Source organism: Bradyrhizobium sp. LTSP849 (genome assembly GCF_000938255.1).
Lineage (GTDB): Bacteria > Pseudomonadota > Alphaproteobacteria > Rhizobiales > Xanthobacteraceae > Bradyrhizobium.
On the sequence record NZ_JYMR01000051.1, the window covers coordinates 299,342 to 312,682 of the forward strand.

At 64.3% G+C, this 13,341-nt stretch carries 11 protein-coding genes; 7 read left to right on the top strand and 4 right to left on the bottom strand.

All coding sequences use genetic code 11. From position 1 onward, the window contains the following. Positions 1-187 precede the first annotated feature (187 nt). Complete coding sequence (locus UB31_RS30025; protein WP_045013437.1) at positions 188-1,384, top strand: TrmJ/YjtD family RNA methyltransferase; 1,197 nt, start codon at positions 188-190, stop codon at positions 1,382-1,384. A gap of 113 nt (positions 1,385-1,497) precedes the next feature. Here the strand turns inward: UB31_RS30025 and UB31_RS30030 are convergent, their stop codons facing one another. Together UB31_RS30030 and UB31_RS30035 are read right to left on the bottom strand one after the other, a co-directional pair. Beyond that, complete coding sequence (locus UB31_RS30030; RefSeq protein WP_045013438.1) at positions 1,498-2,250, bottom strand: PaaI family thioesterase; 753 nt, start codon at positions 2,248-2,250, stop codon at positions 1,498-1,500. A 34-nt stretch (positions 2,251-2,284) separates the two neighbouring features. Then, positions 2,285-3,262, bottom strand: a complete 978-nt coding sequence (locus UB31_RS30035; RefSeq protein WP_045013439.1) for an NADPH:quinone oxidoreductase family protein — start codon at positions 3,260-3,262, stop codon at positions 2,285-2,287. Between the two features lie 206 nt (positions 3,263-3,468). Between UB31_RS30035 and UB31_RS30040 the strand changes: the two genes are divergently transcribed. After that, the gene (locus UB31_RS30040; protein ID WP_045013440.1) at positions 3,469-5,043 is read left to right on the top strand and encodes a bifunctional AfsR/SARP family transcriptional regulator/alpha/beta hydrolase; all 1,575 of its coding nucleotides are present in this window, start codon (positions 3,469-3,471) and stop codon (positions 5,041-5,043) included. 186 nt (positions 5,044-5,229) lie between these two features. Here the strand turns inward: UB31_RS30040 and UB31_RS30045 are convergent, their stop codons facing one another. Further along, positions 5,230-5,898 (bottom strand): TetR/AcrR family transcriptional regulator, encoded by a 669-nt coding sequence (locus tag UB31_RS30045; RefSeq protein ID WP_045008524.1) that lies wholly within the window; start codon positions 5,896-5,898, stop codon positions 5,230-5,232. A 247-nt stretch (positions 5,899-6,145) separates the two neighbouring features. Here UB31_RS30045 and UB31_RS30050 point away from each other — a divergent pair, with 247 nt between their 5' ends. From UB31_RS30050 to UB31_RS30060, 3 genes are read left to right on the top strand one after another with little or no spacing between them, the layout of a single operon-like run. Continuing rightward, positions 6,146-6,688: an OsmC family protein gene (locus UB31_RS30050; protein ID WP_045008523.1), complete on the top strand. Its 543-nt coding sequence runs from the start codon at positions 6,146-6,148 to the stop codon at positions 6,686-6,688. A 37-nt stretch (positions 6,689-6,725) separates the two neighbouring features. Further along, positions 6,726-7,859 (top strand): acyl-CoA dehydrogenase family protein, encoded by a 1,134-nt coding sequence (locus UB31_RS30055; protein WP_045013527.1) that lies wholly within the window; start codon positions 6,726-6,728, stop codon positions 7,857-7,859. A gap of 51 nt (positions 7,860-7,910) precedes the next feature. Further along, the gene (locus UB31_RS30060) at positions 7,911-8,789 is read left to right on the top strand and encodes a sulfurtransferase (RefSeq protein WP_045013441.1); all 879 of its coding nucleotides are present in this window, start codon (positions 7,911-7,913) and stop codon (positions 8,787-8,789) included. Between the two features lie 49 nt (positions 8,790-8,838). Here the strand turns inward: UB31_RS30060 and UB31_RS30065 are convergent, their stop codons facing one another. Beyond that, positions 8,839-10,770 carry a sigma 54-interacting transcriptional regulator gene (locus UB31_RS30065; protein WP_045008521.1) on the bottom strand — a complete coding sequence of 644 codons (1,932 nt, stop codon included), beginning with the start codon at positions 10,768-10,770 and terminating at the stop codon, positions 8,839-8,841. 160 nt (positions 10,771-10,930) lie between these two features. On the opposite strand from UB31_RS30065, the gene UB31_RS30070 reads away from it, so the two are divergent. Beyond that, positions 10,931-12,313: a CmpA/NrtA family ABC transporter substrate-binding protein gene (locus UB31_RS30070; RefSeq protein ID WP_045008520.1), complete on the top strand. Its 1,383-nt coding sequence runs from the start codon at positions 10,931-10,933 to the stop codon at positions 12,311-12,313. A 187-nt stretch (positions 12,314-12,500) separates the two neighbouring features. Beyond that, entirely contained in the window at positions 12,501-13,340 is an 840-nt protein-coding gene (gene ntrB / locus UB31_RS30075; protein WP_045008519.1) for a nitrate ABC transporter permease, read from the top strand. Position 13,341 lies beyond the last annotated feature (1 nt).

Here is a 13,341-nt window from a genome sequence, read left to right on the forward strand (position 1 = left end):
CGCAGGGGCCGGCCTGAAGTTACAGGCGAGATTCAAAAGTCGAATCCAACCCGTTATTTCCCTTGAGAATTTCGTCAGGACAGGCAAACGACAGGCGAACGAGGAGCGGGCCCCGGGGCCCGCTTTGAATCAATTCCTGAGAGCATCTCTCCAAGGCCTTGGAGAGGCAGCGTGAAAGCGAAACGAGATGTCGGGGACTGACAAGAGCAAGGCGGGCCTCGCCCTCGACGGTCCCATCGTGATCCTGGTCGAGCCGCAGCTTGGCGAGAACATCGGCATGGCCGCTCGCGCCATGGGTAATTTTGCGCTTCACGCCTTGCGGATCGTCAAACCCCGCGACGGCTGGCCCAACATCGCCGCCCAGCGTGCCGCGGCCGGCGCCGATCACATTCTGGAAGGGGTCGAATTGTTCGACACGGTCGAGCAGGCGGTCGCCGACCTCGACCTGCTGTTCGCGACCACCGCGCGCCCCCATGACCAGGCCAAGCCCGTGGTGGGTCCGGAAGCCGCCGCCGCCGAGATCTCCGGTCACGTCGCGACTGGCGGCAAGGCCGGCATCCTGTTCGGCCGGGAGCGCTGGGGCCTGACCAATGAGGAGGTCGGGCTCTCCAACCGCATCATCACCTTCCCGGTCAATCCGGGCTTTGCCTCGCTGAACCTTGCCCAGGCCGTGTTGCTGGTCGGCTATGAATGGTTCAAGCGGGCGACCTCCGGCGAGCTGCCGCACGCCATGCCGGAGCGGTCCGAGCGCGCTTCGCAGCACCAGATCCAGGCCTTCTTCGACAATTTGATCCGCGAGCTCGACAAGGTCGAGTTTTTGCGGCCGGCCGAGAAGCGCGACACCATGCTGGTGAATCTACGCAACATTTTTACCCGCATGGACCCGACCAAGCAGGACATGCACACCCTGCACGGGGTGGTGATGGCGATCGCCGAGGGACGCAAAGGCCCGGCCAAGGGCGGCGTGCTCGACGGCGAGCAGGCCACGCGGTTGCGCGCGCTTTTGGCCGAGCACGGCCAGGCCGGCGCGCCCGACAGCGGCTCTACGGTGCGCGGCCTCGCGCGCCTGCTCCGCCGCAACCCGACCGACGCCGAGCGTCTGCTCTGGCAGGCCCTGACCCGCGACCGCCGCTTTGCAGGAGGGTTCAAACGCCAGACCCCGGTCGGCCGGCACATCCCGGACTTCGTCTCGTTCCCGCACCGGATCGCGATCGAGCTGGTGAACCCGGGCGAGGGGGAGACCATCGCCGCCGACCGGTCGGCGCGGCGGGCGTGGCTCGAGGCGCGCGATTATCGGGTGATCGAGATGCGGGCGGCGGATGTGGAGCGCGATCTGGAGGCGGAGCTGGTGAGGTTGCAGGAGATGATCGAGCAGAGCGCGTAAGTCTCGTAGGGTGGGCAAAGCGGAGCGTGCCCACCATGTCGCTGGACAGAGCTGAAGCAAAAATGGTGGGTACGGCGCTTCGCACCTTTGCCCACCCGACGAGATCCAGTTAATCACCCGCGACCTAACTGCACGTCGCGATCGACCGCAATCCATGTCGTTCGGGCGACGGCCAGCAACCTCCCGGCTTCATTATGCGCCGCAGCTTCGGCCGTTCGTTTGCGGCCGTCGCGGCCGGTTGGCCAAGCTGTGATGACGCAGCGTTCGCCGGGGGGCGGCCGTGCTTCGATCCGTGCCGACATTCGTCCCAGCAAGAGCGGCGCCTGGTCGAAGCTATCGCTCTCCTGATTGTAGTTGCAGGCATAGCCGGTGGGGCAGTCGAGCGCCGACCAGAGGAATTCGGGGGCGACCAGGCCATCCCCCGCGGCCAGATTTGGATCCGGTGTCCAGCTCGCTGCAAGAACCGGCTTCTGCGCATGACGCCCGAGCGGTCCGGCGAAGATGCGCAGGCCGTCACCCTTCGCCCTTGCGGGACCGCACACGAAGCATGTCGGCAGGGGATGCTCGTGCGGCTTGACCGGCGTCAGCAATTCGGCGGCGCAGGCCTCCTCGAAGCTGGCTGTCTCCAACCGCGCAAGCTCGACGTTTGCCGCTCGCCCTGTCGCGACGAGCGTGGCGCCGTCGCGAAGCTCCCATGTCCCGTCGTCCGCCGCGATGGCGTCGAGCGGCTTCTCCAGAGGAGGCGGTGCGCGCAGTGTCACCTCCGCGCCGGCGGGAATGTGCCGGGCCAGTCGGCCGCAGACATAGCCGCCGTTCCCGGAGTTCGGGGGACCGCAATAGCGCTTGGCGATGATGATCGGTGTCATCGGTCCGTTCCTTTCTCGTCGTCACCGGTGGACATTACTTTATCTTGAGGACAATTCTTCCCTGAACCGTCCGATGGGCCACCGCGCGCATGGCGTCCCCGACCTGCTCCAATGGCAGGACGCGATCGATGTGCGGGCGGATCTTCCCTTCGGCCAGCAATTGCATCAGCATGTCATTCACCCGCGCGGCCTCTTCGGGAAATTTCTCCGCCCAAGCTCCGGCAAAGACACCGATGATGGAATAGTTCTTGAGCAACGGCAGGTTCATCGGGACCGACGGTATCTCGCCGCTGGTAAAGCCGATCGGCATCAGCCGGCCGCTCCACTTCATTAGCCGGGCGATCTGCTCGAAAATCGCTCCGCCGATATTGTCAAAGCCGACATCGATGCCGTCTCCGCCGGTGATCGACTTGATCCGATCGCGCAGATCTTCGCTGCGATAGTTGATGACATCGCTGGCCCCGTAGCCGCGCACGAGGGCGGCCTTGTCATCGGAGCCGACACCGGCGACGACGCGCAAGCCCAGATGGCGGCCGAGGTCGACGGCGGCGAGTCCGACCCCGCCGGCAGCGCCGGTGACAAAAACGGTTTCGCCGCGTTGCGCCCGTGCCCGCTCGACCAGCGCATAATAGGCCGTGCCATAATTGTGCAGGACCGTCGCCGCGGTCTCGAACGCAACGCCGTCCGGCAGCCGCACGCTCTTCGATTCCTTGGCGATCATCCGTTCGGCGTAGCCACCGGTCCAACTGCTGCATGCCACGCGATCGCCGGGACGAAATTTCGTGACCTTGTCGCCAACCGCGACGACGATTCCAGCCGCTTCCGTGCCGGGCACGAAGGGCGTCTGTGGGCGCATCTGGTAGAGGCCAGAGACCAGCAACTGGTCCATGAAACTGACGGAGGCTGCATGGATGTCGACGAGAATCTCGTCGACGGCGGGCTTCGGCTCATCGATCTCGCCGATGCGCAGGTCGCCCGGCCCGGTGAACGAACTGCATAGAACCGCTCTCATCGTGGTGTTCCCATTTGGCAGCAGCAGGAAATGCGTAGCGACACACGTGCGAACATGGCTATTTTCCCTTATGGTGCCGGCGGTGACGGCGCCGAATACAACAACCTGAACCGTTCGCTGGCGATCGGGCTCGATCAGGCCTGACTGTTATCGCTAGACCGTCCCCTGCGCGTCCCCTGGGGATGCCGACAGGGAGGGACAATGTCATGGCCGCCTTCTCGCTCCGGACGCTGGGATTCCCGGAGATTGTCGCCGACGACCGCCCGATCAAGCTGAACCTGCGCAAGGGTCTTGCGCTGCTGATCTATCTCGCCGAGGCCAAAGGCGCCGTCGCGCGGGATGTCATTGCCACGTTGCTGTGGCCCGAGACTGACCGCGAGACCGGCCTCGCGCGATTGCGGCGTCTGCTTCATCGCGTCGAGCTGGCGCTGGGGCAGCCGGTTTTCGAGACCGACCGCACCAGCCTGCGATGGTCTCCGGAGGTCGAGCTCAGCGTCGATACGCATCTGTTCGAAAGCGCCTGCGACCGCGGCGACTTTGAGGAAGCCTGCTCGATTTATAGCGGCGACTTCCTCGCCGGCTTCGCTCTCGCCGACTGTCGCGAATTCGACGATTGGGCGTTCTTTCGCCGGGAAGCGCTGCGGGGACGGCTCATGCACGCGCTGGAGCGTCTCGTGCAGGACAAGACTACCGCCGGCGACCACTTTGCAGCGACCGCGCATGCGGGACGTCTGGTCGAACTCGATCCGTTGAGCGAGGTGTATGGCCGACATCTGATCCGCAGCCTGCTGCTGGCCGGCGACCGAAGCGCGGCAGAACGGCACCTCGCAGCACTGACACAGCGGTTGCGCGACGAGCTTGGGGTCGCGCCGGAAGCTGAGACCGAGGCCCTCATGGACCCCGGTGCGGCTTCATTGCTCGCCGCCCTTCCGACAACGCGCTACGTCCAAGGCGCCGGTGTGCACTTGGCTTATCAGACCTATGGAAGCGGCCCGCTCGATATCCTGGTCATGCCCGGCTTCGTGTCGCATGTGGAACGCGCCTGGGAGAATCCCGCGAACCGGGCATTCCTGACTTCATTGATGAGGCTCGGGCGACTCATCATGTTCGATCGTCGCGGTATCGGGCTGTCCGACCGGGTTGGATCAGCGCCGGGTATTGATGTCACCGCAGAGGATATTCGCACCGTGCTGCGGGCAGCGGGCGCACGTCGCGTCGTGCTGTTTGGCGCATCTGAATGCGGACCGGCCTGCATCCGGTTTGCGGTCGATGAACCCCGACTCACGACCGGCCTCATTCTGTTCGGCGCGTTGGCAAAGGGCTGTTGGGCACCGGACTATCCGCACGCGTTGCGCGCAAGCCAGTATGACGCTTGGCGCCAGCAACTCATCGCGCAATGGGGTAGCCCCGCCGGGATCGAAACTTTCGCGCCGAGCCTTGCCGGTGATCCCCAGGCAAGGGCTTGGTGGGCCGGGGTGCTGCGCGCGGCCTCCAGTCCGGGCGGCGTTTGGGCCGTGCTCGAGGCGTTTCGCGACGCCGACGTGCGACACCTTCTGCCGCAAATAACCGTGCCGACGCTGGTGCTGCACCGGCGGGACGACCAGGCCGTGCGTATCGCGGCCGGCCGCGATGTCGCGAGCCGGATCACTGGTGCTCAATTTGTCGAGTTCGATGGCAATGATCATTGGTTCTTTGCAGGCGATCAGCGACCGGTGCTCGAGGCGATCGAGCGATTCACTGGCGCATTGCAGCGAGATCGGAAGGCGGGGCGCACCTCGTAGGGTGGGCAAAGCGAAGCGTGCCCACCAATCTTCGATCGATCAACTGAGGTAGAAATGGTGGGCACGGCGCTTTGCGCCTTTGCCCACCCTACGAGATCTTCGTAGCCCGGATGAGCGCAGCGATATCCGGGGAAAAGTCCCGCATGTCGCTGCGCTCATGCGGGCTACGCCGTGAGGACGGAGCGATCACACCGCTTCGAGCTGGTCCGCCGCGCGCTTCTTCTTCGCCTTTGACTGCCTGAGCAAGGGTCCCGCCGTGAGCGCGGCCGTATCGGCCACACCCGGATCGCGCGACACCATCGCGGCCACGATCGCGCCGTCGATCAACAACCCGAGCTGATGCGCGAGCACCAGGGGCTCCGCCGAACCCAGCTCGCCGGCGAGCTTCTCGATGTGGCCGAGCACGATCTTCTTGTGCTTCATCGCGATGTTGCGGAATTGCTTGGCGTCCTTGTCGTGCTCGCCGACTGCATTGATGAAGGGGCAGCCGTAGAAGCGCTCTTCGGCGAACCAGCTCTTCAGCGCGGGGAAGATGCGCGTGAGTTTGGTCTGCGCGTCGCCGCCGCCTGCTTCCATGGCGCCGATGAACCATTCGCGCCACTGCTTGCCTTCGCTCTCCAGCACCGCGTTGACGAGGTTGGTCTTGGAGCCGAACAGCTTGTAGAGCGTGGTCTTCGCGGTGCCGGCTTCCTCGATGATCGCATCGATGCCGGTGGCGTTGATGCCGTTCTTGCAGAACAGATGCGTCGCCGCGTTGAGCAGGCGCCCGCGCGCGGACTCGTCTTCGCCGGCGCCGGCGTGCGGCGAACTGGATTTCGTCTTCGATGACGTCTTGTTCGATGAGGGCTTGGCCATGAGTCCAAACTTACCCGCAGCCGCGCCGCATCAGCAAGCCGCATCTGTTCCGCGCTGAAAAGATTCGCAGGAGAAAGCACATCTGCTCCGCCTTTGAGCAGGAGGCGGCTGACCAATCCGCAGGCAGCCATCGCTAAGCGGCTCCAATGCTTCGCATTTTGATTTTGGCCGCCTCTGGCACGCTCCATGCAAGGAAACAGACCGTTCGGTACACTGCCGATTTCCTCGGCTGCCAGGGAGAAAACTGATGACTGCCGTCGTTCAAAAAACAGTGCTGACGGGTTGCCTCGCGCCCATCGACAAGAATGGGCTCGAGCAACTGATCGCCAACGGCAAGGCCAATCCGAAGGTCATCAAGACCTTGAAATGCAAGACGGTCGCGGAGGGCAAGTTCCGTCACGCAAACTACATCCGCAATCTGCCGCCCTACATCGTCGACGAGCCGCCGGGCCTTCTGGGTGACGACACCGCGCCCAATCCGTCGGAAGCCTCGCTCGCCGCGCTCGGCTCCTGCCTCGCGGTCGGCCTGCATGCCAACGCCGTGCATCGCGGCTGGATCGTCAACAAGCTCGAGCTCGAGCTCGAAGGCGACCTCAACATCACCGCGGTCTGGGGCACCGGCGACACCTCGGACAAGCCGGTCGGTTTCACTGACGTGCGCGTCAAGGTCGACATGGAGTGCGAGGGCGTCTCGCAGGACGAGATCAACGCGCTGGTCGCCCATGTGAAGCAATGGTCGCCGGTCGCCAACACCTTCACCCGCCCGGTCAATCTCGAGGTCGGCATCTGAGCTGCCAGCGGCAATGGAAAAGGTGCGGGAGACGATCATGGGTTCACTGGCATTATCGCGGGTCGAAGCTTTAGATCAGCCCGCACCGTCCATTGCGGATGAGGTGGCGCGGATATCGCGCGAGCAGCTGGCGCCGCTCGCCGCCGGCATCGATGCCGGCTCGGTCTATCCGGCCGAAATATTGCGTGCATTCGGCACGGTCGGCGCCTGGGGCAGTCACATGCCGCACGAAGGGCCAGCCGATTTGCGTTGCGCCATCCAGGCGATGGCGGCGATCGGTGAGATCTGCGGCGCCACCGCCTTCATGGCGTGGTGCCAGAACACGCTGGTCTGGTACGCCGCCAACTCGACCAATATGAAGCTCGCCAAACGCTTCGGCGATGCCTTCTCGACCGGCCGAGTGCTCGGTGGTACCGGGCTTTCGAACCCGATGAAGAGCTTTTTCGGCATCGAGAAGCTCAAGCTGAAGGGACGCAAGGTCGATGGCGGCTACGTCGTCCGCGGCGCGCTGCCCTGGGTCTCCAATCTCGGCCCCGACCACTACTTCGGCACCATCTTCGAGCGCGAGGACGAACCGGGCATCGCAAGCGGCGAGCCCGGCACCGTGATGTTCCTGGCCGACTGCGCCGATCCCGCGATCACGCTGACGCCGTGCAAGCCGTTCCTCGCCATGGACGGCACCGGCACCTACGGCGTGCAGTTCCGCGACGTCTTCGTGCCGGATGAGCTGATCCTCGCCGACCCCGCGGCACCCTTCGTCAAGAAAATCCGTGCCGGATTCATCCTGCTCCAGGCCGGCATGGCGCTCGGCCTGATCCGGGACTGCATCAACATCATGGACGAGGTCGACGGCTCCCTCGGTCACATCAACCGCTATCTGCCGCAACAGCCCGTGCATTTCCGCGATCTCGCCGCCGAACTCGAGGCGGAAACCATGGCGCTGGCGCGCGATCCCTACAACGAAGAGGAGACCTACTGGCGCAAGGTGATCGCGCTCAGGCTTCGCGCGGGTGAAGCCAGCGTCGCGGCGGCGCATGCGGCGATGCTGCATTGTGGCGCGCGCGGCTATCTCAAAAGTCACCGCGTGCAGCGGCGTCTGCGCGAGGCCTATTTCGTCGCGATCGTTACGCCCGCAACCAAGCAGTTGCGCAAGATGCTCGCCGACGCCTGATTTTTTACGTGCCCACCCCCGAAGACCCCCAACCTCAACGGAGAGGCTGCCATGACTGACGTCCTGATTACTGCCGTCGAACTTGCCGATCTCTTGAAAACCGAACCGTGTGTCGTCGTCGACACCCGCAACCCCGACGCCTACGCCGCCGGGCATCTGCCCAATGCCGTCAACGTGCATGAGATTTTCACCTTTCTGGCGACCTCCACGCCAGAAGGCATGGCCGAGCTCAAGACGAAATTCGCTGACGCCTTCGGCGGCGCCGGTCTTTCCGGCAAGGAGACGGCTGTGATCTACGAACAGTCGATGAATTCCGGCTTCGGCCAATCCTGCCGCGGCTACTACCTTCTCACCATGCTCGGTTATCCCAAGGTGAAGGTGCTGCATGGCGGCTTCGACGCGTGGTCGGCCGCAGGCTTCCCCGTGACGAAGGACGTTCCGGCGCCCGCAAAAGCCTCGTTCTCGATCGTGCCTGAGGCCGGCGAGATCCTGATCGATGCGAAGACCATGCTTGGCGCCGTCGGCAAGCCCGGCATCGCCATCCTCGACGTGCGCGATGTCGACGAGTGGATCGGTGACAGCTCGTCGCCCTACGGCAAGGATTTCTGCCCCCGCAAGGGCCGCATCCCCGGCGCCGTCTGGCTGGAATGGTACCGCATGATGAAGCCGACCGCCGAAGGCCCGCGCTTCAAGTCCAAGGACGAGATTTTGGCGGAATGCGCCACCGTCGGCATCTCGACGACCACGCCGGTCTATCTCTACTGCTTCAAGGGGGCGCGCGCCTCGAACACCTTCCTGGCGCTGAAGAACGCGGGCGTGAAGGACGTGCGGATGTATTTCGGTTCCTGGAACGAATGGTCGCGCGATCCGTCGCTGCCGATCGAGCAGGGCCTGCCGATTGCGTCGGAGGTTACGACCAAGGCGGCGTGAGATTGCTACGCGGGGTCTGATCCGGTGCATTCGGATCAGACCTCAATCGTCATGAGCCGAACGCACGCGGACGAGGCGCGATGCCCAGCGCCTTGATCCGCGAAGCCAACGTGGTCGGCTTGATATCAAGCATTTCCGCCGCGCCGCCGGGGCCGAAGACTTTTCCTGCGCACGCTTCGAGTGCAGCGAGAATGTTCGTCCGCTCGTGGTCGCGCATCTCCGACGAGGTCATGACCGAAGGCCGCGCATCGGCCTTCTGACGTGCCGCGCCGGTCGGAGCTTGCGCTCCGGAGGGATCGGGCAGGTCGATCCGCAAGCGGCCGTTCTGCGACAGGATCGCGGCGCGCTCGATCACGTTCTGCAATTCGCGGACATTGCCAGGCCAGTCGTAGCGGGTGAGCCGCCGCGCATCGCCCTCCGACAGGCGCAGGTTCGACTTCAGCGCCTTGCTCTCGCGGGTCAGGAAGTGCTGGGCCAGCAGCGGAATGTCCTCCCGCCGTTCGCGCAGCGGCACCGTCTCGATCGGGAACACGTTGAGGCGGAAATAGAGGTCCTCGCGAAAACGCCCGCGCTGCACTTCCTGCTTCAAATCGCGATTGGTCGCAGCGATGACGCGGACGTCGACCGCGCGCGTGCGTTCCTGGCCGACCCGCTCGAAATCACCTTCCTGGAGGACGCGCAGCAGCTTGCCCTGCAATTCGAGCGGGATTTCGCCGACCTCATCGAGAAACAGCGTGCCGCCATCGGCGAGCTCGAACCGGCCGATGCGGTCACGCGTCGCACCCGTGAAGGCGCCGCGGACATGGCCGAAGAACTCGCTCTCGAACAGCTCGCGCGGGATCGCGGCACAGTTGACGCGGATCAGCGGCCGGTCGCTGCGGCCGGAGGCTTCATGGATGGCGCGTGCGATCAGCTCCTTGCCGGTGCCGGATTCGCCGGTGATCATCACGGCCGCGGTGGCCGGCGCCACCAGCTTGACCTGGCGCAGCGTCTTCTGGATCGCCTGGCTCTGGCCGATGATGCCGCGGGGATTGGTCTCGATGCGGATTTCTTCCTGGAGATAGGCGTTTTCGAGCTCAAGCCGCTCGCGCAGGCGGTCGACCTCGGCGAGGGCGGCGTGCAGCTTCTCGTCGGCCTCGCGCCGCTGGCTGACGTCGCGAAACACCACGACGGCGCCGACCACCACGCCGCGGTCGCGGATCGGCGTCGAAGTGTACTCGACCCAGGCCGGCGAGCCGTCCTTGCGCCAAAACACTTCGCCGTCGACCTGATGCACCGCGCCGTCGCGGAACGCCGCATAGATCGGGCAATCATGGTCGGGATAGTGGCTGCCGTCGTGATGGGTATGGTGCACGATCGGGTGAATTTCCTTGCCGACGAGCTCCTCGGCGGTCCAGCCCAGCATCCGCTCGGCCGCGGGGTTCACGAAGGTGGTCTTGCCCTCGGCGTTCACGCCGTAGATGCCTTCGCCGGCGGCGCGCAGGATCAACTGGTTCTCGCGCTCGATGTCCTGAAAGACACGTTCGACCCGCTGCCAGGTCGAAATCCCGCCGCGCATGTGGTCTTCGGCGGCGGCATCCACATTGCGCCGGTGGCGCGCTTCGAGATCGGTCAGGGTCAGCAGCACCAGCACGCGATTGTCGTGACGTACGAGGCAGCCGGCATATTCGAGCCTGAGATCCTGCCCGGTGGCATGACGCGGCGTCAGCGTCGTGGTCCAGTAGGCGCCCTTGTGCAGCACGGCCTGGGTGAAGACGGTCAGCGCCGGGAGCTGGCCGGTGTGAAGGGTGCTGGCCCTGGTCTGCCGCAACAAAGCGCGGTCGTAGCCGAGCAGGGTGCAGGCGGCCGGATTGGCGTCGATGATCTGGTCGCCATAGGGGTCCACCAGCAGCGTTGCCTCGACCGACGATTCGAAGGCCGCGGTCCGCGGGTCGATGGCCTGGGCCACCTCGTCGGGGCTAAGCATTGGCGTCGTTGCCATTACGTGATCTCGTAATTTGATTACGATTTTTCGTATAACACGAGTTTTCGTAGTGACCAAGTGCGACCGAAATCCCTGCGTCATCAAGGCACTGGCAGTGCTTGAGGGGGTGGCATGCTCCTTGCGTAATTCACCCCCGCAATGGCGCGCAGGAGGTCCGATGTCCACATTCGACAATCCGTTTGATCCCGACCGAAACCTTCGTGCCGGTTGTGTCTGTGGCGAGCATCGCTCAGCGGCGGAGCATGAGCAGGCCGCCTCAGCGCTGCGTTGCGAGCCGGTCGAGAGCGAGGAGAAGCGTTACGAGGGCGTGGTGGCGTCTGCCGTGATGCGCGCGATGTTTCCGCAGGACGCGGCGCGGCGCGCGTTCCTCAGATCGGTCGGTGCGTCGACTGCCCTTGCCGCGCTGTCGCAGTTCTTTCCGATCAAAACGGCAACCGAAGTGTTCGCCGAGACCGGCGCACCCGAGAAGAAGGATCTCAAGGTCGGCTTCATCCCGATCACTTGCGCCACGCCGATCATCATGGCGGCGCCGCTCGGGTTCTACGCCAAGCACGGCCTCAACGTCGAAGTGGTCAAGACCGCCGGCTGGGCGGTGATCCGCGACAAGACCATCAACAAGGAATACGACGCCGCCCACATGCTGGCGCCGATGCCGATCGCGATCTCGCTCGGGCTTGGTGCGAATGCGATTCCGTTCTCGGTCCCCGCGATCGAGAACATCAACGGGCAGGGCATCGTGCTCGCCATGAAGCACAAGGACAAGCGCGATCCGAAGGACTGGAAGGGCCTGAAATTCGCGATCCCGTTCGACTACTCCATGCACAATTATCTGCTGCGTTATTATCTCGCCGAGCACGGGATCGATCCCGACACCGACGTGCAGCTGCGCTCGGTGCCGCCGCCGGAAATGGTCGCGAATTTGCGCGCCGACAACATCGACGGCTTCCTCGCGCCCGACAACATCTGCCAGCGCGCGATCTATGATGGTGTCGGCTTCATGCATTTGCTGTCAAAGGAGATATGGGACGGTCATCCCTGCTGTAGCTTTGCTGCGAGCCGCGAATTCATCACGACCGCGCCGAACAGCTTTGCCGCGCTGACGCGGGCCATCGTCGATGCGACGGCCTACGCGTCGAAGGCGGAGAACCGCAAACAGATTGCGGAAGCCATCGCGCCGGCCAATTACATCAACGCGCCGGTCACGGTGCTGGAGCAGGTCTTGACCGGCACTTATGCCGACGGTCTCGGCGGCGTGAAGACCGACGCCAAGCGTGTCGATTTCGATCCGTTCCCCTGGCAGTCGTTTGCGGTGTGGATGCTGACGCAGATGAAGCGCTGGGGTCAGATCAAGGGCGATGTCGACTACAAGGCGGTCGCCGAGCAGGTGTATCTCGCGACGGACACCAGGAAGCTGATGACCGAGATGGGCCTGTCGCCACCGGCGAGCAGCTACAAGTCGTTTGCGGTGATGGGCAAGAATTTCGATCCGGCGAAGCCGGAGGATTACGTGGCGAGCTTCAAGATCAGGAAGGCATCGTGAGGGGCCGTGCTGCCTCTCCGCTGTCGTCCCGGCCTAGTGCGCGTTGCGCACGGGGGCCGGGACCCATACCGCGTGATCTATCGATTGCGGAAGGCAGCGGTACCGAACAACGAGTCTTCGCCAAACGTCTCCCTGGGGTTATGGGTCCCGGCCTTCGCCGGGACGACGTGTGGAGAGGTCTTGCGCAATGACATCCTCCCTCCGTCTCCGCGCAGGCCTCGTCTCGATCGCGCTGCTCGCCGCATTCCTCGGCATCTGGCATCTCGCCACGCGCTCGACCGCGCCGGTCGCTGCCATGAGTCCGGAATACGCCAAGCTGATGGGCCTGACCGCGACGCAGGGCAAATCAGCCATGCCGGGGCCGCTCGATGTCGGCGCAAAGCTGTGGGAGCACCTCAAGCGGCCGTTCTACGACAACGGGCCGAACGACAAGGGGCTCGGCATTCAGCTCGGCTATTCCATTGCGCGTGTCGGCCTCGGCTATTTGCTCGCCGTGCTCGTCGCCATTCCGCTGGGCTTTCTCATCGGCATGTCGCCGTTACTCAGCAAGGCGCTCGATCCCTTCATCCAGGTGCTGAAACCGATCTCGCCGCTCGCGTGGATGCCGCTTGCGCTCTACACCATCAAGGATTCCTCGATCTCCGCGATCTTCGTGATCTTCATCTGCTCGATCTGGCCGATGCTGCTCAATACCGTCTTTGGGGTGGCGAGCGTGCGCAAGGAGTGGATCAACGTGGCGCGCACGCTGGAGGTCGGCACGCTCAGGCGTGCCTTCACCGTGATCCTGCCTGCGGCCGCGCCGACGATCCTGACCGGCATGCGCATCTCCATCGGCATCGCTTGGCTGGTGATCGTCGCGGCCGAGATGCTCGTCGGCGGCACCGGCATCGGCTATTTCGTCTGGAACGAGTGGAACAATCTCTCGATCACCAATGTCATCATCGCGATCCTGCTGATCGGGATCGTCGGCATGCTGCTCGACCAGATCCTCGCGCGCTTCACGCGCATGGTCACGTTTCCGGAGTAGA